A 21,597-nucleotide genomic window follows, 5' to 3' on the forward strand; every position below is an offset into this window, starting at 1 on the left:
CAAATTCTCTCTGATGCTCAACCTTCCTTACATCATCCAATTTACAGCGCGCTGGACACCAAATAAAAGTGTAATGATAAGAAAACATGCCGCAAGCGGTGTGATCACAATGAGAAAGGCTTGCCATAATCTGAGCTTCATCACAGCGACAATGCCTAAAACAGTCATTCCAAATATCCACGTCTTTGCATAAGCATCAATCAGTGTCAAAAGATCGAGATAATACCAAACTTCATAATGCTGATCTAAATAAGGTGAGATTTTGACAAACGTATACGGACCAAGCATTCCAATAGTGAAAATCCAACTGAGTGAAAATAAAGCGGAAGGGAAAAAGATCGTCAGCGTGCAGGCTTTGAGCACATCTCGATATGCTGTTTGACTGCCAAAAAAAAGATGCCCTAACCACTTTAGGATGAGTACACCGAAAAATAGAACCAGATTGCCTGCAAGAATACCATATCCCGCTCCTTGTAACAGAATAAAAGGGAACGGAATATGATTGCCCATATACTCGCTAAAATAACCTTCGTAGACCCAGCCTGTACCAGCGATACTTGCAAGGAGCATCATCAGCCAAATTGGAATAGAGGAATGTTGATATGAGCGAATAATCGTTTTTGTTGCGACGAAAATTTTAAAAAATCGAAAAAAACCTTTTGCTTCCTCTTCTTGGGAGTGATCATTCTTCATAGCTTCCAATGTTCTTTACTCCTTTAATACACATAAATGATTACTTATATTACCAAAAAGTTCGCGTTTTTCAAAGATAGATCAATAAAAAAATACAATTTTATAAAAAATAGGTCACTCTACAGTCTCTTTAAGAGGAGACACATATGATAAACATAGTTTGAAAGAGACCGAGGTGAAAACTTTGACAAAAGTAACTGTCATTATGACGAGCTACAACAAGGCGGCTTACGTCGGCAGATCGATTGAAGCGGTCTTGCAGCAGACGCTTTCAGACTTTGAACTATTTATCATGGATGATGGTTCAAACGAAAAAACCCTTGCTGCGATTGAGCCCTTTCGCAAAGATCCCCGTGTTCATTTTATCCAAAGCGGTGTCAAATCACTGGAGGAGAGAACAGTGAAAACCCGATACGCCGTCCTGATTAATCAAGCATTAGAACTGGCAAAGGGCGAGTATATTTCCTATGCCACAGATGACAATGTCTATGCCCCGGACCGTTTAGAGAAGCTCACTCATTATCTAGATGCACGACCAGGTGATGATATTGTCTATTCTGCATCGAAAGTAATCTATTTAAATAGCAAAAAAGAGCCAGTAAAGGAAACGATTCGACCTGCGCAAACGGTGCAATGGAATGCACCCTGTGCCATAGATCATTGCTCGGTCGTTCATCGTGCATCTATTTTATCAAAGATTCAAGCTGAATTTGGGTCTTACTGGGACGAGAGTCCGCATTTTTATCGAATAGGAGATGCCCGGTTCTTTTTTCGATTAAATCATTTTTATCCGTTCTATCCCTTTGATGAAGTTTTAGATACAAATTACATCACAGAACAGTCGATTCACTATCAGCTGGCAGAAGAAGAGAAAAGTGCCTTTATTCAAGCACTTCCTGAGCAGTCTACCTGCTGGGAGCTCCGCCACATATTAAAACAAAGACATGGGAGGTGACCTGAAGTGTCGCACTATATTCATCATTATTGGCAGGTGTACTTTGAGTATGTGAATCTCATGAAGGATTTGTCCTATAAACAAATTCCTCTTGGGTTGATCAGCAATTTCTATCAATATATCAGTCCTGAAGTAAGGGAACGCATGGAGGATGAAGCATTCGGTCAAGAATTGACAACCGATTGTCCATTGCCGGAAGAGATTCAGCCATTTTTTGATCAACATAAGCAGCAGATCAAGCGAATTGCTTATCGTCCGGCGAATGGAAAGGTATTGCTTCACTTTGAACATCTGCGTTTTACTGAACAAAATTACACGCGGTTCCATCCGAGTCAAACGGTGGTGCTCGCTCGCTGGAAGAAGGCAGATTATTTCGGTTTACCTGTTATCAGCAAGCCGGAATTAGCCGGAGAGGTTAATAAAGAAGCCCATGCTGAATATATTGAAAAAGCAAATGCTCTCCTTAAACCTTACGCAAAGCACCCCGTCTTTGGCAATGTCTTTTTTAGAGAAAAGCTTCGGAAGGACATTGTGCAATTTATTGATGTGATTGACCAGACAGAAGTTCTATTTCAGATGGAACCAATTGCAGCCGTCATTGTGGGGACGACGGAGGATGCTTACAGCCGCGTACTGGCACTGCAAACAGTGAAACGCCAGCTCACGAGTATCTGTCTTCAGCACGGCGCACTTATGGGAGACGAAGCCTTTTTGCCGATTTTCACGACGTGCCATGGGGTGTTTGGAAAGTATGAAAAGGACTGGTATGTAGACAAAGGCTGTCAGCCGGAACAGGTGGAGATCACAGGTCATCCGAGGTTTGATTTGGTGAAGGATCGAACGCCGCTTCAACAGGAACTCATCTTTCGTAAATTGAACTTCAATCCTGCCAAAAAGACCGTGCTTGTGGCAACGCAGCCGTTCTCAGAAGCCTTCTATGGTGATGTTCTTAAAACGATTGCAAAACGGAAAGACATTCAGTTGATCATGAAGCCGCATCCGTGGGAAATTGCCCGAAACCGATTAAATGAGTATGTGTCCATTGAACGAGCTGGAAATCATGTGAGATTGATTAAAAAAGATATCGACTTATATGACCTGCTGCCATATATGGATATGGTCATTACGCTCACATCAACCGTCGGTCTTGAAGCAATGCTCTTTGAAAAGAGTGTGCTGATCGGGAAAATGACAGAAGGCAGAAGATACCCTTATTACGAGTCGCTTGGCAGCTATCATATGGAAAACCCTGTTGAACTGGCTGAGAAAGCCATTCGTATTTTGTCGGATGATCAAGAGATGAAGCTGGCAAAGCAGCAAGGAGCTCAATTCATTAAACAACATTATCCGCATGCGCGATCGACCGATGTTCTGCTTTCTCTGCTTAAAACAAAAACAGGTGTGGATTTTCAGAGATGAAGATAGGGGTGTGCAAGCGATATGGAAAAAAAGAGAGCGCAATTTCTTCCTTATGCCCTGCCGTTGATTGAGCAGGAAGAAATTGACGAAGTCATTGGAACATTAAAATCCGGCTGGCTGTCAACCGGACCAAAAGTAAGACAGTTTGAAGAAGAGTTTCGGCAGCTGACCGGTGCAAAACATGCGATCGCTGTCAATTCATGTACGGCTGCTTTATTTTTAGCCTTAAAGGCTAGAGGGATTGGGAATGGGGATGAGGTGATTACAACGCCTCTGACATTCTGCGCAACAGCCAATACGATCATTCACACAGGGGCAGCACCTGTATTTGTCGATATTGACCCAGCGACTCTCAATCTCGATGCAGAGAAACTAGAAGCGGCGATTACACCACATACAAAAGCGATTGTCCCTGTTCATTTTGCTGGTCAGTCGTGCGATATGGACCGGATTTTAGCCATTGCCAAAAAGTACGATCTATTTGTGCTCGAGGATGCCGCTCATGCTCTGTATACAACGTATCATGGCCAGCCCATTGGAGCGATTGGTGATGCGACTGCCTTTAGTTTTTATGCGACGAAAAACATAGCGACTGGAGAAGGCGGCATGCTGACGACAAACGATGATGCGCTTGCCGCTCGGATCAGAAGACTAGCACTCCATGGGATGAGCAAGGGAGCATGGAATCGTTATGGAGAAAAAGGAACATGGTACTACGAGGTCGAGGAACCTGGCTATAAAATGAACATGTTTGATGTGCAGGCATCGTTAGGGCTTGTCCAGCTAAGCCGTCTGGATGATATGCAGGCGCGGAGAGAACAAATTGCGAAAGCATACAATCAGGCTTTTCAAAAAGAAGCAGGGCTGATTCTGCCGCCTGTCCATCATGAGGGAAGACATGCATGGCATTTGTATGTACTGCAAGTGGATCCAAAAGAAGCATTCATCACACGCGATGAGCTGATTGATCAGCTGCAAAAGGAGTATAAAATCGGCACGAGTGTTCACTTTATCCCTGTTCATTTGCATCCATACTATCAACAAACCTATCACTATTCACCAGAGGATTTCCCTAAGTCACTCGCTTACTACAAGCGGACTCTCTCACTGCCTCTTTATCCAAGTATGACAGATGAAGATGTGCAGGATGTCATCACCGCGGTGCTGTCTATTTTAAAAGAACAGAAGGCATCTTCATGAAGACCGTTCATGCAATAGACGATCAGGTGCTGTCCGCTTGGCTGGAGAAATACGGCCAGAAAGCTGAACAAATGAAAGGCTTCAAGCAGTTTGGTCTTGTCAGTGGCGCCCAGCTCAAAGCGGTGCTGTTATTTGACTGGTCAAAATGGGAAAGCGGCATATTTGATCAGCATATTTTTCATGTGAAGTTTGCGGAAGCTGAGTCATCATCTGCTTTTCAAGAATTGATGGAGCGCTTCATCAATTGGATGAGAACAGAAAAATGCGATTTTTTCTTTTTACGTCTTGAAGCGGCTGATCTTGAAAAAAACCGGATCGTTCAAAGGCTGTCACATGTGTACTATGTGGGCGGTCTCACTCGGCTTGAGGCGCCGCCTGTTCACATGGAGATGCCATCAACAGGTGAAGATGTGGTGATAAGTCTGCCGGATGAAAAGGAATACGATGAGGCGGTTTCACTTGGTCATCAGGCTTTTGTGAAAAGCCGGTATGCACTCGATCCATTTTTAGACCAGAATGTCGTCCAGCATTTCTATCAAGAATGGATGAGAAACAATTTGCTCGGACGTGCAGATATCAATCTCGTGGCAAAGGTGAACGATGAAGTCGTGGGCTTGATACAAGGGATGACCAAGGGCGATGAAATGGCGCTTGAGCTGTTTGCGATTAGACCGGATGTACAAGGAAAAGGGATCGGGAAAAAACTGTTTATCGAGATGATGAAGGTCTCTTATGAGAGAGGGCATCGTTTTATTTCTGCCGGAACACAGCTGCATAACACAACCGCCATTCAGCTGTACGAAAAGACGGGCTTTAGAACAACAAATGCCTTCTTGTATTACCATGTATGGCCGAAAAAAGGAGAGAGATAAGATGGCGCATTTCTATATTGGAGATCGCAAAGTGGGGGATGGTGCGCCTGTTTTTATCATTGCAGAGGCAGGCATTAACCATGATGGAAAGCTGGATCAGGCGCTTGCTTTAATTGATGTGGCAAAAGAAGCAGGTGCCGATGCAGTGAAGTTTCAAATGTTTCAAGCTGATCGGATGTATCAAAAGGAACCGGGTTTATACGAAACAGCCAAGGGAGAAGAGGTATCCATTTTTTCTTTAGTCGAACAAATGGAGCTGCCGCCAGAATGGCTGCCAGCTTTATTGACGCGCTGTGAGGAAAAAGGGCTGATGTTTTTAAGCACAGTGTGTGACGAAGAATCTGCGGATCTATTGAATCAAACCGATCCGCCGGCTTTCAAACTGGCATCCTATGAAATCAATCATTTGCCTCTTTTGCGTCACACGGCTTCTTTTCAAAAGCCCATCATTTTTTCAACAGCCGGAGCCACTATTGCAGATGTTCATGAAGCATATGAGGCAATTATAAGCGAGCAAAACCATCAAGTCGCCATTATGCATTGCGTAGCAAAGTATCCAGCACCTAGAGCTTACACGAATCTTCGTGTGCTTCAAACTTTAGCCTCGGCTTTTCCTGAGGCAGTCATTGGCTTTTCTGATCATAGTGAGCATCCAACTGAAGCCCCTGTTGCCGCTGTGAAGCTTGGGGCAGCCATGATTGAAAAGCATTTCACGGTAGATAAGACGCTGCCTGGGGCCGATCATTCCTTTGCACTTGATCCAGAGGAATTAAAGGAAATGGTTCAGCATATTCGAGCGGCGGAAAAGGACCGAAATCAATCAGAAGAAGACGCTCATCCTCTGTCAGAGGAGATTCTTGGCAGTTCTTATAAAACGACAACAGCCATTGAAGGGCAGATTCGTAAATTTGCGTATCGAGGGATTTTTACAACAAAAGGTATTGCAAAGGGCGAGACTTTGACAGCACAAAACCTAGCCGTATTACGTCCAGGACAAAAAAGCCAAGGTCTGCATCCGCGGTACATGGAGATTTTACTTGGCGCCAAGGCTGTGAGAGACATCCCAGCCCATACAGGCGTTTCGTGGAAAGATGTGCTCATGCAGGAGTCCGAGCATGATCAATGATGTGCTCTTTGTCATACAAGCTAGAATGGGCTCAACAAGACTGCCAAAAAAGGTGATGAAACCGATCGGCGGTATGGCACTGATCGATTTCATTGTTGAACGGGTAAAGCAATCAGATCATTACAATCACAAAACCCAGAACCTCATGATTGCTACAACAGTCGAGGCAGAGGATGATCTGTTGGCTCAATATTGTTTATCAAAGGGCTATAAGGTATTTCGCGGTAGTGAGATAGATGTACTGCAGCGATTTGCGCAGGTTGTCCGTCATTTTGAACCTCAAACCATTGTCCGTTTAACGGGAGATAATCCATTTATAGATCCAGCGCTTTTGTCGAAAATGGTTGAAGAACATAGACAGAAGAAGGCTGATTACACGTATACGACTGGAACGCCACTCGGTATTTCCGGGGAAATGATCGACGCATCAATTTTACGTGAAATCGACAATTTTCCCCTTACGCAGCCGGAGCGTGAGCATGTGACGCTGTATATCCGAAAGCATCCTGAGCGATTTCAACTGCAATTATTCACACCGCCCAAAGAACTCGCATATCCTGCTTATCGATTCACGATTGATACAGAAGAAGATTATGTATTTGCCACCCGTTTACTTGAGAAAGCTGGTGGATCTATTGCTGTGCCTACGGCTGAGCTTATCTCCATTTGTGAACAAGATCCTGATATTGTTCGGTTGAATCAATTTGTGAGACAGAAGGATGCTGAATGAATAAAAAAATCATGATTGTTGTGTACGGTGGTTTTTTAAGAGGGATGGGGCATGTCGCCAGAATGAGACGGCTGGCAAAAGAATTGTTTCAAGAAGGAAACGACTTATATTTCTATACAAATGAACAGATTTGTGTAGAAATGCTCTCGCATCCAGCTTGGCACGTTCATTTAGTGCAGGAACCAAACGTATTCCTTCAAATGGAGCAGGACATAAAAGAGCTGAATCCTGATCTTCTGCTGATTGATGTGCTTGATTGTGACCTCCAGTTTCTTCGATCGATCAAAGCGTCCTCCGCCTCTGCAAGGCTGGTCTTATTTGAAGAAGAAAGAGCAGAAGCCTGCCAGCTTGCTGATGCTGTCGTGAACGGCATTTATGGTGGTCTGGACGAAAAGCGTCTGCAAGTAAATGGAACGGACTATTTTTATGGAACACCTTATTTATTGTTAGATCACGAGATCAGCAGATTAAAAGACACATATGAGGTTCGAAAAGAATGCAAAAAGGTGGTTATCAGCCTTGGAGGCAGTGATCCAGGCGGATTGTTATCAAAGGCTGTATCAGCACTCTTCGAAGCTGGCCATTTACACATTCTAGCGGTTACAGGAAAAGCCTCTCGCATCGAAGAACAAATCGAGGCTGCGCATATTCAATTCATTCGCCATACGGATCAATTACCTGCCCGTCTTGCAGAAGCCGATCTGGCGATTGTTGCTGGCGGGATGACGTTATATGAGGCAGTTTGTATCGGGGTGCCCAGCATTGTCCTTTCGCAAGTAGACCACCAAACAGTGACAGCCGCTCGTTTTGCGCAAAAGGGAGCCTGCCACCATCTTGGATTAGGTGACCTTGTGGATGAAAAGGATATATGGCGTGCTGTTGAAAGACTATCCGCCAGTTACTTTCTCCGCAGGAGCATTCATCTCAATGGACGGTCACTCATTGATGGAAAAGGAACCGAACGAGTGAAAAACATTCTTATACACCTCATGAATCATCACCAAAAAGAACATAAGGATGTGTAGATGTGAAGGGAGTTATTTTAGCAGGAGGAAAGGGATCACGACTGGCACCTTTAACGAAGATTTTCAATAAACATTTATTGCCGGTTGGTCCATATCCAATGATTTATTGGTCTTTGTTCAAACTGAAAGAAGCAGGGATTTTAGATGTGATGGTCATATCACAAGAAGAACAAATCCCGCTGTTTCAAAAGCTACTTGAAGGCGATCAGGAACTCGGGATGAACATTGTCTATCAGGTACAGCCTGAAGCTTCTGGAATTTCGGACGGTTTATCCTATGCAAAGCCCTTTGTAGAAGAGGAGAAATTTGTGCTGATGCTAGGTGATAATGTATTTGAGGATTCGCTAAGCCCTTTTGTTGAAGCCTTTCAGCAGCAAGAAAGCGGAGCGAAGGTTCTGTTGAAAGAAGTGGCAGATCCAAAGCGGTTTGGCATTGCAGAAATTGATGCCGCTCACCACCGGATATTATCAATTGAGGAAAAACCGGAGCATCCGCGTTCATCTTACTGCGTCACCGGCATCTATTTTTATGATCAAGAAGTCTTTCAATATATAGAGAAAATCTCGCCGTCAGATCGAGGCGAATTAGAGATTACAGATGTAAACAATCTCTATATCTCAAATAGCCAGCTGACCTATGATATGTTAAAAGGGTGGTGGATTGATGCAGGAACACATGAATCTCTCCACCAAGCATCTACGAAAATGTTTGAAACGATGAAGAAAAAAGAGGGATACGAATGACGAAGTCTTATTTAATTACAGGCGGAGCGGGATTTATTGGACTAAATTTTGTGAAGCTGCTGCTTCAGGAAACCGATGTCCGGCTCACTGTTTTTGACAAGTTAACATATGCCAGTCATCCAGAGGAGATGGATGAATTATTAAAGCTGTCTCATTTTCGTTTTATTCAAGGGGATATCACCCTTCAGCATGAGTTGGATCAAGCATTTGATGAAGTCTATGATGCCATCATTCATTTTGCAGCGGAATCCCATGTTGATCGCAGTATTGAATCGGCTGAGCCCTTTATTCAAACCAATGTGCTCGGCACCTATCGTATGCTGGAGGCAGTCTTAAAAGGAAAGGCGAAAAAACTCATTCATATTTCAACAGACGAAGTATATGGAGATTTGGAGCTGGATGATCCTGCTTTCACAGAACTAACACCACTTTCACCGAATAATCCTTATTCAGCAAGCAAGGCGAGTTCAGATCTGCTTGTGAAATCTTATATCCACACTCACCAATTACCCGCGATGATCACACGATGCAGCAACAACTACGGACCGTATCAGCATGAAGAAAAATTAATACCGACTATTATTAGAAAAGCGATCAATGGTGAAAACATCCCGATTTATGGAGACGGCCAGCAGATTCGCGATTGGCTGTATGTAGAGGATCATGCGAGAGCTGTAAAGCAGGTCCTTGAAAGCGGAACAGCTGGGCAGGTGTACAATATTGGCGGCGGCAACGAGAAAACGAATCTCGATTTGACCAAGACCATTCTGACGCAGCTCGGGATCAGTCATGACCGTATTGCGTTTGTTCAAGATCGAAAAGGGCATGACAGACGGTATGCCATTGATGCCAGTAAGCTAAAACGGGAGCTCGGCTGGACGCAGGAGACGTCATTTGAAGCAGGTATTGAAAAAACGATCAATTGGTATTGTGCCAAATTTGATCAGGGCGAAGAAGGGTGACGGATGAAAGTTTTAATCACCGGTGCAGGCGGGCAACTAGGGAAAGAATTGAGCAGACAGCTCAAGGAAAAAGATATCACCGTCATTGCCTTAACGAGGAGTATGCTCAATATCGCAGACCAGCAAGCAGTCAGACACGCAATGAGACACTTTCAGCCTGATATTGTTGTCAGTGCAGCAGCATATACATCTGTTGATCAATGTGAAACAGAAACGGAAAAGGCGTATCTTGTCAATGGCATTGGCGCCTATTATACAGCGCTGGAGGCAAAGAACGTGGGGGCTGATGTGTTACATGTCAGTACAGATTATGTATTTGACGGGCAAGCAGACAGCCCTTACCAAGTCGATGCACAAGCAGATCCTCAAACCATTTATGGAAAAAGTAAAAAGCTTGGTGAGGAATTGATTCATCTCGTGTCAGACGAAGTGAAAATCATCCGTACATCGTGGCTATACGGACATGAGGGACATAACTTTGTGAATACCATTCTTAGGCTCGCAGAAACAAAGGATCATTTGCGCATCGTGAACGATCAAGTAGGATCACCTACTTATACAAAGGATGTCGCAGAGGCAATCATTCATTTGTTTGATCAGAAGGCAGGGATTTACCATGTCAGTAACCGAGACAGCTGTTCCTGGTTTGACTTTGCGTCAGAAATTGTCGCAAAAAGCGGCCTGTCTACGACCATTGAGCCAATTTCCACGGAAGAGTACGGCTTCCAAACGCCTCGTCCAGCCTATTCTGTGTTAGACCTTCAAGCGATTGAAGCCACAGGCTGGCAACCAAGACATTGGAAGGATGCACTTCACGAATATTTGCAGAAAGAAGGGAGATGGCATCAGCATGATTGATGGTGTACAAACGAAAAAACTCATGAAACATTGTGATGATCGCGGCTTTTTTGCAGAGCTCATTCGAGATGATGAGCCGATGCTGAAACGCTTTGGGCAGGCATCGTGGTCGAAAAGCTTTCCAGGAGTGATCAAAGCCTTTCATTATCATGAAAAGCAAGACGACGTTTGGTTTTTCCCAGCAGGTCATGCCCAGGTCGTTTTATACGATTTGCGTGAGGATTCTCCTACAAAGGGTGAAACCGACGTGTATTATATGGGGGAAGACAATCCAATGCTGCTCCTCATCCCAAAGGGTGTCGCACATGGCTACCGGGTACTAGGCGAGACGCCGCTGCAAATTGTGTATTTCACGACAGAATCCTATGACCCGAAAAACCCAGATGAAAAGAGAATCGCTTGGAATGATGAGACGATCGGATTTGATTGGGAAACGACATTTAAATAAAGAACAGAGGCCTTTCGCAGGAGAAAGGTCTTTTTTTGTTGAAATACATTCTATATGTGTCATTTTATGTATGTTTACTAAGTTGAGTAGAAAAGGGATGTGGATGAGTTTGTCTAAAAGAATTGCATTTGTCACAGGGGCAAGTACCGGGATTGGAAAGGCAATTGCTATAAAGCTTGCCGCCCAAGACCATGTAAAAGTCATCATCAATTCTAGAAATCAATCCTCACTAGAAGATGCGCAGCAGCACATTGGGCGTATGGCAGAAACAAAAGAGCCGGTGTCTCTTTTCTGTGGCGATATGTCGCATGAAGGAGTGCGAGCGGAGGCCTTTGCGGCAATAGAAAAAGAGTTTGGCAGACTGGATGTGTTGATTAATAACATTCCAGGAGGGAAGCCAGATACTTTTGATTCATGTGAAAGTGAGCAGATGCTCGCAGCATTTTCTCAGAAAGCCATTGCGTACATTGATACGATGAAACGTGCGGCAGCGATGATGAAAAGACATGAATACGGCCGGATCATTCAAATTGTCGGGAACCTCTGGAAGGAACCTGGTGACCAAATGTTTACGAACAGTATGATGAATGCAGCGATTATCAATGCTAGTAAAAATGCAGCCACACAGCTTGCGCCCTCAGGAATCACAGTGAATTGTTTAAACCCAGGATTTATTGCTACAGATCGGTATGAACAATTTATCGGAAAAATGATGCGTCAACAGTCATTAGCACGCGAAGAAGCTGTAAAAGCTGTTGCGTCAGGAATCCCGATGCAAAGAGTAGGTTCAGCGAGTGAAATGGCTTCATTGGCCGCTTTTATCGCATCAGAGGAAGCCTCCTATGTCACAGGACAGCAAATATCCGTCGATGGTGGTTCAATGAAAAGTATATAACATGAAAAACCCGCTATATGCGGGTTTTTTGATGAAAGCGAATCGGCAGTATATGGAGCCGATTGATAAAAAGGGCAAGCTGTTCAATTGGCGCCACCATTGAGATGCGGACATGACGTCTTCCATGTGCTCCAAATACACCCCCAGGCGTCACGACGACATCTGCATGCTCGAGTAAATAGTCGGCAAAAGCATGAGAATCCTCGAAATCATCAGGGATCGAAGCCCATAAATAAAAGGCGCCGGCTGGACGTTCAATGGTCCAGCCAAGCTGCTTCTCCGCTTGACGGATGAAGAAATTCATTCGTTCAAGGTAGACTTCTTTCAAGGATGGAATATGACAGTCATCACTTTGTAAGGCAATGGTGGCGGCTTGTTGAAATCCGCCATACATACTGACAAACACATGATCTTGGAAGGCGTTTATGGCATGAATGATGTCCTCATTCCCTACAGCAAAAGCGACTCTCCATCCTGCCATATTGAATGTTTTGGATAAAGAATATAATTCCACGCCTACTTTTTTTCCAAGAGGTGCTTTTAGAAAGCTTACTGGTTTTTGCTCATAATGAAATGAACCATAGGCAAAATCATGAATCACATGCAGACCGTGAGCTGAGGCAAATTCCGCAGCCTCTTCAAAAAATGCTTCACTTGCCACAGCACCTGTAGGGTTATTCGGATAATTTAAGAAAAGAACCTTTGCCTTTTTTAACACGTCTGGATCAATTGAAGGGAAATTCGGCAAATAGCCATTTTCCTCTTCCAGTCGGATGCAGTATGGCTTTGCGTCCGCCATCAAGATGCCTGAATGATATTCTGGGTATCCAGGATCGGGGACGAGGGCAATGTCCCCTGGATCAAGCAGGCACTGACTCATCACATAAAGGCCTGTTTTCCCTCCATTGAAAAGGGCAATCTCCTTCTGCGGGTCAACCTCAATGCCGAATTCCTTTCTGTAGAAATCTGCAATGGCTTGCTTGAAAAAGTCAAAGCCTCTAAAAGGAGCATATTGCTGAAATTGCAAAGTGCCTGCTGCCTCTTGAAGGGCACTCACAATATGGGCAGGAGTAGGAAGATCGGGATTTCCCTGACCAAGGTTCACAATGTTCGCTCCGTTTTGTGTTTTATGTGCAATTTTCTCAAATACGGTTCCAAATTTTTGTTCTGGCAGCCGTTCAATCATGTTAGATGGTAAGATCTTCACCACGTTACCCTCTCTTTCTATCCCTTCACTAGTTCATCCATTAACTGAATGGTTGCCTGCTTCTGAATGTTACGGATGGATGCGGCAACATCCTGAGAAGACGACCCTTTTAATTCAAGAGACACGATGCCATTAAATGCTTCGAATAAAGATAGATCCACAAAGGTTCCTTTAGGTGGGACGGATTCACTGATGATGAAAGTATCTCCAACTAAAGTGTCCTGCGGAATATGAACATGATCAATGGTGATATGTGTGACCTCAGGCGGAATGTGTCCGCTCTCTTTGAAATGCTGAGGGTATAAATGACAGTCTGCTAAATAATGCGTATGTCCAGAAAGCAGTTCTTTTGGCAAATCAGCCTTTTTTCCATCGACTAATACATCAATCAACAGCTTGGCCATATCTACCCCAAAGACCTTTTTGATATTCGGAATCATATTCCAGCCAGCAAATCTAGCTGCTGATTCGATTAATCCGGTTTCTCGATTTTTCATGAGCTTGATCTCTGTATGAGTGGCACAGTTTTCAAGACCTAGCCCTTCATTTGCCTTCTTTGCTGCCTCAATGATGAGTTGCTGGGCTTCATTGTCTAGGATCGACGGAGTAATATGAGCCGTTTCTGTAAAACCGATTTGAGGGGTCTTATCATGAATGACAAAAGGGATATATTCACCCTCAACGACTAACCCTTCAACACTGACATAATCAGCGTAGCCGTCCTCTTGATACCAATCCTCGTAAGCACCCTCTAAGTATGTTTCAGCGACAAACGGAGCTTCATACGTCACAGCGTTTGGAACGGGAATGGTTTGCAAATAGGATTGTACGTTTAAAAAGAGATCATCACTGCCGGCTCGGTCATGAAAAAGGGTCACGCCAATGGAGCTTGCTAAATATGTAGGCTTTAAAATAAGCGGTGTCCCGATATGTTCAATGGCTTGCTGGAAATCAGCTAAAGTAGTGACAGGCAGAGTTTTTACTGCTTTGACCCCAGCCGCGTTGAATGCAGCCCTCATTTGACTTTTATCACGCGCTAATTCAGCTGCCTTTACCCCAGCGCCGCGCAGTCCAAGACGCTCAGCAGCTTTTGCCATTGGTGCAATGAATAATTCATTATTGGTGGTGATCGCATCCGCTTTGAAAAAGGAAGCCACACGAACTAGGTCGTCCACCACCTCTTCCTCGGATTTCAGATAATCGTCATGTGCCCAGTAAATAGAATCTGGGTGTTCAAAAGAAGGGTTTGTGTCAAAATAATCTCGATCTTTGATGACGGCAATGGAGTATTTTTCGATTAGCTCAGCGTGTCCCTTTGTAATAGCAAAGGGTCTCGGGATATAAGAAACGATATGATACGATGCAGCCACGCTTTCGTAAAACATATGGGGCGGGCATCCTCCCAGATCAGCAATGACAAGTACGGTTTTTTTACTCAATGAAAGCACTCCTTTTTATCTAGCGGTGTAACCGCCATCTGCTGTGACAACACTTCCAGTCATATAACTGGATAGATCAGAGGCGAGAAACAGCATGACGCCCGCAATTTCTTCGGGTTTTCCGAGACGAAGTAATGGGTTCACCTTTGCTTTTTCTTTTTTGACAACCTCAAGACTTTCTGAATGATTGTCTAAAAAGGATTTTTCATTTAATGGCGTATCAATAATGCCCGGGGCGATACAGTTCACCCTGATTTGATGGGCGGCATAGTCGACCGCCATGGATTTGGTTAGCTGGATGACACCGCCCTTTGTTGCGTTATATGCAGGGATGTCAGGCCAGCCGACAAGACCCCCGACAGATCCTGTATTGATAATACTTCCGCTTTTCTTTTCAAGCATATGCGGCAATGCATGCTTACTCATAAGAAATACACCCGTCAGGTTGACCTGTACAATGTGGTTCCAATCCTCCAGCGTCATCTCGTGAACGGGGGAGACAATTTCGATGCCTGCATTGTTAATCAAAACATCAATTGTTCCAAAACGGTTCAGCACGAACTGAACGGTTTTTTGACAGTCAGACTCATTCGTAATATCTGTTTTGAAAAACGCAAGATGCTCGTGCGGCAATGATTCGACGAGTTGTTTGCCGCTCTGTTCATTGATATCAGCCACTGCTACTTTTGCTCCATGCTCAAGGAAAAGCTTGACTGCGGCAAGCCCAATCCCTGATGCACCTCCTGTAATCAGGACGACTTTTCCGTCGAGGTTCATTTCTTCACCTTAGACGCTTTTGGCTTCAACCGATTATAGCGGGGAGGGAAGAAGAGATTAATAGACTTTGATGCTTCCGGCTTTGGATTTATCGCACCATGATCTTCCTTTGGATCACAGAAATAAGTGGTGCCAAATTCCATTTTCTCTGTAAAGCCTTCAATGGTCATATCATAACCTCCGCTGATGCAAATGCCGATTTGTTCATTGCGGTGTTTATGAAAAGGCATTTCACCGCCATTTCCAGGAATGTTGGCAATCATGAGCTCCATCCAATCCTCAACAAAAAAGGTGACTTCCATGCCAGGGAGTAAATCCCGTGTTTTGAAAATATCTAAGAAATAAGTAGGAGGAGCCGTATATTCCTCGCCATCTTTTAATCTCTTAATATCAATGGCGATCGCTTCCTCATCTGTCAGGTTAGATGCGCCGTGAGGGACAAAAGGTGGTGCGATATAGGCTGATTCTAAAGGGGTGAGCAATTGGGTCGATGGGCCGACCGTCATTTGAAGCTCGCCTTTTAATACGATGCCGATTTGTGCTTCGGGATGCTCGTGAGGTTCTATGATCGTGTGAGGAGGGACGTATGAAATTAACACTTCCGTATCACCTCTGACCGTGGAATATTGTGTGACACCATTCTCCCATTCTACTTTTTTGGCTTGAGGAAAATATCGTTCTTGCGTCTTTTGTTCAGTTTGCATATTATATCTCTCCTTTTCCGAATATGGACCAGCTCATTGGGATGCTTTTAAACGTTCGAATGAAGGTGAGGCCGTATGTGGCTCTGGCTACCTCATTAGTTAAAGCGAAATCAAATTCGCCGTCTCTTACTTTTTTTGCGGCAGTACTTGTAGAATTGACTAGCTCAAATTCAGCATTTTGGTGAATGAAATATTGAATCAAATTGACAGGTGCAGGGTGAGAGACAATTTTTAAATGGTGGAGCATTTGTTCTTGAAATGGGAAATCTGGTCTGACAGCCAAACCATACATGGGTGTGTCACATCTGAAAATTTGTAAAAGCTGCAGGTCAGGTCTCATGTAGAAGTGTTTGATTCCTTCGTATGCGTGTGGAACGAGAGTGTATTGGAGTGCGTTAGAGAGAGTATGTTCAATGCAAGTTTCGAACGTGTCGTAAAGGGATAGTTTCGTATGAGTGCCGAGTGTAGTGGTGGAATGAGAGATGAAATGTTTTGCTGCATATTCACTGCTTGTCCCCTCAGGGCCTAGTGTATTGACTGTAAACATCTTAGGTGAAACGATGGGCTCTTCTTTGAAATGAAAAACATCATTCTTTAAGATCATGTTTACCATCCAATCTTTTTCAAATTTTTACTAGATTATAAAAAATAAAATTGGCAATTGTCAACAAAATTTATAAAAAATGTATTTTATAATGATATTAAAAATTGATCTAAAAAAACTGCACATACCTAGATGTGCAGTGAATTGAGCTTACGTTTCAAATGTGTTTTTATGTTTCTGCTGTAAGGTTCGTTCACGTTTATAGCTGACGAAGCTAATAAGAAAACCAACAAGCGTAACGAGTGCACATACAAGCCCTACCGTATGATAGCCGAAATGGACATAGACAGGTCCCATAAGTGCGGAACCAAGCATAACGGCAAGGTTGGACGCAAGACTGTAAAAAGCCATCACTTTGCCTCGGTGGGTTTGGGAGCAGTCACTTAGAACAGTGCTCAAAAGCGTGACGGATAAACTTTGCATGGCACCCCAAATAAATAGGGCAAAAATCAGCAATGTCCATGAGAAAGGAGCATAAGGAAGTAAGGCGAGAACGAGCGTAATGCCGCCCAGCACAAAGAAAAGAGAACGAGTTTTGCCAAACCAGTCTGCTAATTTCCCTGTAAATACACTCATGGAAAAACCGACGCCGTAAGCCATGATCAGAAGTCCCGCGGTCGATTGCCCTCCAGAAAACAGACTTTGCAGATAAGCTCCTAAGAACGAGTACATGCCATAAAATCCTAGCATATTACAAAATGTCACGGTCAAATAGGCGGGGACACGATCAATTTTCAAAGCTCCCCATAAAGAGCCAGTTTTCTCCCTAGCTTGAGGTGTTCCTGTATTCGCTGTGGCGGTTTGTTTGCGTGATTCAAGGATGACGAGCAGCAGGACAACGAGACTCATGATGGCGAAGATCCAAAATGTCCAGCGCCAGTTCAAACTCTGACCGATAAAGGCGCCAATTGGTACACCAAGGACAAGAGAAAGAGACCAGCTCGACACAATGAGTCCCATCACCTTGCCTCGATATTCGTAAGGAACCCGGTCGCCTACAAGAGCATAGGCTGTTGGCACAAATACACCGGTCGCCAGCCCAGAAATGGCACGGCCAGCAAAAAACACTGCCAAATTCGGGGCAGCCGCACACATCACGGTTCCAATCAAAAAGAAAGAAAGCCCGATGATCAAACACAGTTCCCTTGAATACCGGTCCCCTAAAGGAACCAGCAGCGGGGCTCCAACCAGCACAGCTAACCCATAAATGCTGATGGAAAGGGCGAGAATATCAAGAGAGTGCTGAAAGGAGTTTGATAAATCAGGCAGCAGTGGTGAAATCACCAGTTCTTCCGATCCCGCCGCAAAGACGCCAAGTGTGAGCGCGATGGCAAGTGTGATGGGAAACGTTTTAGAAGCCTTGCTGTCTAAAGATTCTTTCATCAGGTGATCCCTCCATACTTGCTTTTTCATTCAATTCCGTTAAAATAAATTCTACCATTATTTAGTTTTATTTTACATTTCGAATCATAAGTATTATCATAAAATACTTTTCAAATGGAACGACTTTCGGATAGGAGAGGTACGAATGAAAATCACCGATGTTGATGTGCATATTTTAAATGAATTGAAAGAAGATGCCCGCTTGTCTATGAGGGAATTGTCCAAACGAGTCAATTTATCCGCACCTGCGGTAGCAGAAAGAGTACGTAAATTAGAGGATGCAGGAATTATTGAAGGGTATTCGGTTCAGGTTAACTATAAAAAATTAGGGCTTATGATTGACTGCCTGCTGGAAGTCACAGTGCTAAACGGGGAGTATCAACGTTTTGTGGCTTTTATGAATCAGCACCCACGCGCTTTTTTTGCTTATCGAGTGGCAGGACAGTCATGCTTTTTCATTAAGCTGTCAGTCGCTTCTCTTGAAGAAATTGAAGCCTTTATTCAGGCAGTGTCTGGGTTTACAAAAACCGTATCTCATATCGTCTTATCCGAGCACTCCTTTTCCCATCCAGTTCAGGAACGTGTGAAACAAATAGAAGAGCCAGAAATGACCGTGATGAAATAAAAAAGGACCTGACTCAGGTCCTTTTTGTTCGTCTATCTGACTGATAGCTCATAATCGTAATGATGAGCCCAATGAAGGTTACAGCTTCAGCAAATAACGGTACAAGCTGCAAGACTGTCAAGCGCTGCACCGCCGGCATTCCCGATATTAAAGGCAGAATGGCTGAGGCATATATAGAAAATAAAATTCTGTATTACAAGATATCTTAAACAGACTAAATGTATTTATAAAAATGTGAATTGTTAATAAGGTATTATTGCTGATGTGAGTTTGTTGATTGTAGGTTTATATTAATCTTTAAAATCTCTCAACCTATTGATATATATGCTTCGATAAGGTCTTTTATGATTTCCCTTATATTTTTTGTCTTTTTATTTTTATTGTTTATCTTTATATTAATTGTTTCTTTAATATATCTTGTTTATTACACATCATTGGCTTACTAATTAGCTTTCATTCATCAATTTATTTATTTAATTTGTTTCCAAAAAAATAACCTTTTTATGCTAAAATATTCGCAAAGTAATAATTTGAGATTAAAGGAGTTAATTCTTTTGAAGCTTTTAAAAGTAATAGATTACGCAGCATTAATGGATATGCACAGAACAAGAAGCAAAGAAAGTCACTATAATAATTTACCTATTGACGTAGGTAATAGGGATCGTTTTTTTAGTGCTCAGCCAATTGATTTAGAATTTCACATCGATAACCATACAACAAACTTAAAAAGTGGGATATTTTCTTTTCATTCAAGCATCAGATCTGATGTAGATAATAAGAATGACAAGGTTTCTGGGGAAGTGTTTTTGCGTAAAGAGTCTAAGCACAAGCCCAATGTAATCTTCGTACATGGATGGCGCATGGATTCATACGACAGAATTAAGAAGATTTATCACGATAAAATCGTTAAAAATTATGATTGGAATATGTATTACTACACGCTGCCTTATCATTTCGATAGGGAACCACAAAATTCAACATATTCTGGTGAACACATGATTAGCGCCAATATAAGTCGAACAGTGCAATCCTCCCAGCAAGCTATTGTTGAACTTAGAGGGCTGATTAAATGGATCAAGGAAAACGAAGGTGGAGAAATAATAGTAATTGGCATTAGTTTAGGAGGGTGGCTAACAAACTTATTAGCAACAGTCGAGAAAGACGTGAATATTGTTGTATCAGCTTTTTATGCGAATAATATTGCGCATTCCATCTGGAACACTCTTCCTGGGAAGTATATACGAAGAGATCTGGAGGAACATGGAACAACGTATGAAGAACTCGACAAAGCTTGGGATATTATGAACCCTAGTAAAGCAAAACTTCTCGTAGACAAAGAAAATGTACTCTTAATATCAGGAAAATATGACATGTATATCGACATAAACGATGCTGATACTCTGTGGAATAGCTGGAATCAACCTAAAAGGCACGTATACAGTTGTGGGCATGCTGGAATTGTTCTATCTAGAAATAGAATAGCAGCTGACACACTTCAATTTATTGAAAGTAGGCTAAAGAAATAAAATGATGTTCATCCTAACTGCATTGTTGTGGGCCATGAGTTTAGTTTTGTTTCTTACTTATCCTGAAAATGAAAAAACAAGATGGGGCAGTTTTATTGGTTTTTTTGGGGGATTTGGTGGTTTAAGTGTAATTTTATCTTATTACTTGGATGGTTCATCTAGCCAGCTACAGCTGATCCACTACATTACATCATCGATTGGACACTATGGAACAGCATATGCAATCATGATTTTCGGCCTTGTGTTTTCAGAAATAATCACAAGTAAAAAGCAAAGTTTCATTTGGAAAATAATTTTGTTCATACCCGTAATCATTATGCAAATTTACTTTACGGAATTCCCTCTATGGCAAACACATCATGTAGTTCTTTCATTATGGGTCGTACCATACGTCTTTATTTCTTTAGGATTGATGGTTTATGCAGCATATACAGAAAAGAGTATAACAAGCAAAAGACAAAAGGTTTATACATATCCAAGATGGGGAAGTTTTTCATGATGTGATCACCTTTCTAAACAAATACATAAAAAAGCTTCGGAAAGTTCCGAAGCCTTAAGTGTTTATCATACATGGAAATAAGACGCCAGCTGCTCGTTTGCTAATCGGTTTCCGACAAAGAAGGAACCAAATTCGCCGTAGCGTGCACTGACTTCATCAAAGCGCATTTCATAAACCAATTTTTTAAATTGAAGCACATCGTCAGCGAAAAGAGTGACGCCCCACTCATAATCATCAAAACCGACGGAGCCTGTAATGATCTGCTTTACTTTCCCAGCATAACTGCGGCCAATTAAGCCGTGGCTTCTCATGAGTGATTTACGCTCATCCATGGAGAGCATGTACCAGTTGTCATTGCCGGAACGTCTTTTATCCATTGGATAGAAGCACACGTATTGAGAAGAAGGGAGCTCTGGGTATAGACGCGCACGTACATGCGGGTTCTCGTAAGGATCTCCGCCATCTCCGCCTCCAGCTAAGTAGTTGCTGAGTTCCACAACTGAAACGTACGAATAAGCTGGGATTGTAAACTCTGCTAGTCGTGTTTTATTGAATTCAAGTTCAATTTCACCCAGTTCTTCCATGGTTGGACGCAAAATCATGAGCATAATATCTGCTTTTTGGCCGACAATACTATAGATTGTTTGGCTTCCAGCCTTATCGTGCTCAGCTGTTTTCCATTTTTCTAATAGACCTGTGAACTCATGAAGAATCGCTTGGCGCTCATCACTTGTCAGCAGCTTCCAAGCTGTCCAGTCAAAGGTTCTAAAATCATGCAGTGCATACCAGCCGTCTAGTGTTTGAGCTGCTTCATTGGTTGTATGTTGTTCGCTCATTTATTTCACTCCTATTTACAGTTTTCCATCTATTCCAACTATAACATAGTTTGTCCAAGTGAAGATGTGAT

The 21,597-nt window shown here is 43.0% G+C and carries 23 protein-coding genes; 15 read left to right on the plus strand and 8 right to left on the minus strand.

Annotated features, from left to right (window positions below):
• Positions 1-27 precede the first annotated feature (27 nt).
• The gene (locus C6347_RS01485) at positions 28-702 is read right to left on the minus strand and encodes a YIP1 family protein (protein ID WP_106036418.1); all 675 of its coding nucleotides are present in this window, start codon (positions 700-702) and stop codon (positions 28-30) included.
• A 175-nt stretch (positions 703-877) separates the two neighbouring features.
• Between C6347_RS01485 and C6347_RS01490 the strand changes: the two genes are divergently transcribed.
• From C6347_RS01490 to C6347_RS01545, 12 genes are all read left to right on the plus strand, one after another.
• Positions 878-1,648, plus strand: a complete 771-nt coding sequence (locus C6347_RS01490) for a glycosyltransferase family 2 protein (protein ID WP_181185421.1) — start codon at positions 878-880, stop codon at positions 1,646-1,648.
• A 6-nt stretch (positions 1,649-1,654) separates the two neighbouring features.
• Positions 1,655-3,067 (plus strand): capsular polysaccharide export protein, LipB/KpsS family, encoded by a 1,413-nt coding sequence (locus C6347_RS01495; protein ID WP_106030635.1) that lies wholly within the window; start codon positions 1,655-1,657, stop codon positions 3,065-3,067.
• Between the two features lie 21 nt (positions 3,068-3,088).
• Positions 3,089-4,267 carry a DegT/DnrJ/EryC1/StrS family aminotransferase gene (locus C6347_RS01500; RefSeq protein WP_060597533.1) on the plus strand — a complete coding sequence of 393 codons (1,179 nt, stop codon included), beginning with the start codon at positions 3,089-3,091 and terminating at the stop codon, positions 4,265-4,267.
• On the plus strand, positions 4,264-5,139 hold the full coding sequence (locus C6347_RS01505) for a GNAT family N-acetyltransferase (RefSeq protein WP_060597532.1): 876 nt from the start codon (positions 4,264-4,266) through the stop codon (positions 5,137-5,139). Before C6347_RS01500 ends, C6347_RS01505 begins: the two co-directional genes overlap by 4 nt.
• A 1-nt stretch (position 5,140) precedes the next feature.
• Positions 5,141-6,265 carry an N-acetylneuraminate synthase family protein gene (locus C6347_RS01510; RefSeq protein ID WP_106048072.1) on the plus strand — a complete coding sequence of 375 codons (1,125 nt, stop codon included), beginning with the start codon at positions 5,141-5,143 and terminating at the stop codon, positions 6,263-6,265.
• Complete coding sequence (locus C6347_RS01515; RefSeq protein WP_106036423.1) at positions 6,255-6,995, plus strand: cytidylyltransferase domain-containing protein; 741 nt, start codon at positions 6,255-6,257, stop codon at positions 6,993-6,995. Before C6347_RS01510 ends, C6347_RS01515 begins: the two co-directional genes overlap by 11 nt.
• Positions 6,992-8,020 carry a PseG/SpsG family protein gene (locus tag C6347_RS01520; protein ID WP_106071322.1) on the plus strand — a complete coding sequence of 343 codons (1,029 nt, stop codon included), beginning with the start codon at positions 6,992-6,994 and terminating at the stop codon, positions 8,018-8,020. The genes C6347_RS01515 and C6347_RS01520 overlap by 4 nt, the downstream gene beginning before the upstream one ends.
• A 2-nt stretch (positions 8,021-8,022) precedes the next feature.
• Complete coding sequence (locus C6347_RS01525) at positions 8,023-8,763, plus strand: sugar phosphate nucleotidyltransferase (RefSeq protein WP_034660377.1); 741 nt, start codon at positions 8,023-8,025, stop codon at positions 8,761-8,763.
• The gene (gene rfbB, locus C6347_RS01530) at positions 8,760-9,725 is read left to right on the plus strand and encodes a dTDP-glucose 4,6-dehydratase (RefSeq protein WP_060597529.1); all 966 of its coding nucleotides are present in this window, start codon (positions 8,760-8,762) and stop codon (positions 9,723-9,725) included. Before C6347_RS01525 ends, rfbB begins: the two co-directional genes overlap by 4 nt.
• A 3-nt stretch (positions 9,726-9,728) precedes the next feature.
• The gene (gene rfbD, locus C6347_RS01535; protein ID WP_060597528.1) at positions 9,729-10,583 is read left to right on the plus strand and encodes a dTDP-4-dehydrorhamnose reductase; all 855 of its coding nucleotides are present in this window, start codon (positions 9,729-9,731) and stop codon (positions 10,581-10,583) included.
• The gene (locus tag C6347_RS01540) at positions 10,576-11,031 is read left to right on the plus strand and encodes a dTDP-4-dehydrorhamnose 3,5-epimerase family protein (RefSeq protein WP_060597527.1); all 456 of its coding nucleotides are present in this window, start codon (positions 10,576-10,578) and stop codon (positions 11,029-11,031) included. The genes rfbD and C6347_RS01540 overlap by 8 nt, the downstream gene beginning before the upstream one ends.
• 103 nt (positions 11,032-11,134) lie before the next feature.
• On the plus strand, positions 11,135-11,926 hold the full coding sequence (locus C6347_RS01545; protein WP_276318048.1) for an SDR family oxidoreductase: 792 nt from the start codon (positions 11,135-11,137) through the stop codon (positions 11,924-11,926).
• A 13-nt stretch (positions 11,927-11,939) separates the two neighbouring features.
• Here C6347_RS01545 and C6347_RS01550 read toward each other — a convergent pair whose 3' ends face one another.
• The 6 genes from C6347_RS01550 to C6347_RS01575 form a co-directional block, all read right to left on the minus strand.
• Positions 11,940-13,133 carry an aminotransferase class I/II-fold pyridoxal phosphate-dependent enzyme gene (locus C6347_RS01550; protein WP_181185422.1) on the minus strand — a complete coding sequence of 398 codons (1,194 nt, stop codon included), beginning with the start codon at positions 13,131-13,133 and terminating at the stop codon, positions 11,940-11,942.
• A 17-nt stretch (positions 13,134-13,150) separates the two neighbouring features.
• Positions 13,151-14,572, minus strand: coding sequence for an alanine--anticapsin ligase (gene bacD, locus C6347_RS01555; protein WP_106071324.1), 1,422 nt, complete (start codon positions 14,570-14,572; stop codon positions 13,151-13,153).
• A gap of 15 nt (positions 14,573-14,587) precedes the next feature.
• The gene (locus C6347_RS01560; RefSeq protein ID WP_034660368.1) at positions 14,588-15,349 is read right to left on the minus strand and encodes an SDR family NAD(P)-dependent oxidoreductase; all 762 of its coding nucleotides are present in this window, start codon (positions 15,347-15,349) and stop codon (positions 14,588-14,590) included.
• Positions 15,346-16,053, minus strand: coding sequence for a 3-((4R)-4-hydroxycyclohexa-1,5-dien-1-yl)-2-oxopropanoate isomerase (gene bacB / locus C6347_RS01565; protein ID WP_060597522.1), 708 nt, complete (start codon positions 16,051-16,053; stop codon positions 15,346-15,348). The genes C6347_RS01560 and bacB overlap by 4 nt, the downstream gene beginning before the upstream one ends.
• Before the next feature lies 1 nt (position 16,054).
• Positions 16,055-16,657 (minus strand): type 2 periplasmic-binding domain-containing protein, encoded by a 603-nt coding sequence (locus C6347_RS01570; RefSeq protein ID WP_060597521.1) that lies wholly within the window; start codon positions 16,655-16,657, stop codon positions 16,055-16,057.
• Positions 16,658-16,807: 150 nt separating this feature from the next.
• On the minus strand, positions 16,808-18,040 hold the full coding sequence (locus C6347_RS01575; RefSeq protein WP_106071325.1) for an MFS transporter: 1,233 nt from the start codon (positions 18,038-18,040) through the stop codon (positions 16,808-16,810).
• A gap of 145 nt (positions 18,041-18,185) precedes the next feature.
• On the opposite strand from C6347_RS01575, the gene C6347_RS01580 reads away from it, so the two are divergent.
• The 3 genes from C6347_RS01580 to C6347_RS01595 all read left to right on the plus strand — a co-directional run bounded on the left by C6347_RS01580 (position 18,186) and on the right by C6347_RS01595 (position 20,690).
• Complete coding sequence (locus C6347_RS01580; RefSeq protein ID WP_041816025.1) at positions 18,186-18,665, plus strand: Lrp/AsnC family transcriptional regulator; 480 nt, start codon at positions 18,186-18,188, stop codon at positions 18,663-18,665.
• A 554-nt stretch (positions 18,666-19,219) separates the two neighbouring features.
• A complete protein-coding gene (locus C6347_RS01590; RefSeq protein WP_106071326.1) occupies positions 19,220-20,191 on the plus strand; it encodes an alpha/beta hydrolase family protein in 972 nt (323 codons plus the stop codon).
• Between the two features lie 4 nt (positions 20,192-20,195).
• A complete protein-coding gene (locus tag C6347_RS01595) occupies positions 20,196-20,690 on the plus strand; it encodes a hypothetical protein (RefSeq protein ID WP_106071327.1) in 495 nt (164 codons plus the stop codon).
• Positions 20,691-20,755: 65 nt separating this feature from the next.
• Here the strand turns inward: C6347_RS01595 and hemQ are convergent, their stop codons facing one another.
• A complete protein-coding gene (hemQ, locus tag C6347_RS01600) occupies positions 20,756-21,526 on the minus strand; it encodes a hydrogen peroxide-dependent heme synthase (protein ID WP_034660358.1) in 771 nt (256 codons plus the stop codon).
• Between the last annotated feature and the right edge of the window lie 71 nt (positions 21,527-21,597).

It is taken from the genome of Bacillus sp. NMTD17 (genome assembly GCF_002998735.1).
In the GTDB taxonomy this organism is placed as follows: domain Bacteria; phylum Bacillota; class Bacilli; order Bacillales; family Bacillaceae; genus Bacillus.

What these genes read in the sequence shown, in the direction of transcription:
- C6347_RS01580 (WP_041816025.1), top strand. Translation starts at nt 18,186, where the DNA reads ATGAAAATCACCGATGTTGATGTGCATATTTTAAATGAATTGAAAGAA.
- C6347_RS01575 (WP_106071325.1), bottom strand. Translation starts at nt 18,040, where the DNA reads ATGAAAGAATCTTTAGACAGCAAGGCTTCTAAAACGTTTCCCATCACA.
- C6347_RS01515 (WP_106036423.1), top strand. Translation starts at nt 6,255, where the DNA reads ATGATCAATGATGTGCTCTTTGTCATACAAGCTAGAATGGGCTCAACA.
- hemQ (WP_034660358.1), bottom strand. Translation starts at nt 21,526, where the DNA reads ATGAGCGAACAACATACAACCAATGAAGCAGCTCAAACACTAGACGGC.
- C6347_RS01500 (WP_060597533.1), top strand. Translation starts at nt 3,089, where the DNA reads ATGGAAAAAAAGAGAGCGCAATTTCTTCCTTATGCCCTGCCGTTGATT.
- C6347_RS01595 (WP_106071327.1), top strand. Translation starts at nt 20,196, where the DNA reads ATGTTCATCCTAACTGCATTGTTGTGGGCCATGAGTTTAGTTTTGTTT.
- C6347_RS01570 (WP_060597521.1), bottom strand. Translation starts at nt 16,657, where the DNA reads ATGATCTTAAAGAATGATGTTTTTCATTTCAAAGAAGAGCCCATCGTT.
- bacB (WP_060597522.1), bottom strand. Translation starts at nt 16,053, where the DNA reads ATGCAAACTGAACAAAAGACGCAAGAACGATATTTTCCTCAAGCCAAA.
- C6347_RS01510 (WP_106048072.1), top strand. Translation starts at nt 5,141, where the DNA reads ATGGCGCATTTCTATATTGGAGATCGCAAAGTGGGGGATGGTGCGCCT.
- C6347_RS01520 (WP_106071322.1), top strand. Translation starts at nt 6,992, where the DNA reads ATGAATAAAAAAATCATGATTGTTGTGTACGGTGGTTTTTTAAGAGGG.
- C6347_RS01545 (WP_276318048.1), top strand. Translation starts at nt 11,135, where the DNA reads ATGAGTTTGTCTAAAAGAATTGCATTTGTCACAGGGGCAAGTACCGGG.
- C6347_RS01540 (WP_060597527.1), top strand. Translation starts at nt 10,576, where the DNA reads ATGATTGATGGTGTACAAACGAAAAAACTCATGAAACATTGTGATGAT.
- rfbD (WP_060597528.1), top strand. Translation starts at nt 9,729, where the DNA reads ATGAAAGTTTTAATCACCGGTGCAGGCGGGCAACTAGGGAAAGAATTG.
- C6347_RS01505 (WP_060597532.1), top strand. Translation starts at nt 4,264, where the DNA reads ATGAAGACCGTTCATGCAATAGACGATCAGGTGCTGTCCGCTTGGCTG.
- C6347_RS01560 (WP_034660368.1), bottom strand. Translation starts at nt 15,349, where the DNA reads ATGAACCTCGACGGAAAAGTCGTCCTGATTACAGGAGGTGCATCAGGG.
- rfbB (WP_060597529.1), top strand. Translation starts at nt 8,760, where the DNA reads ATGACGAAGTCTTATTTAATTACAGGCGGAGCGGGATTTATTGGACTA.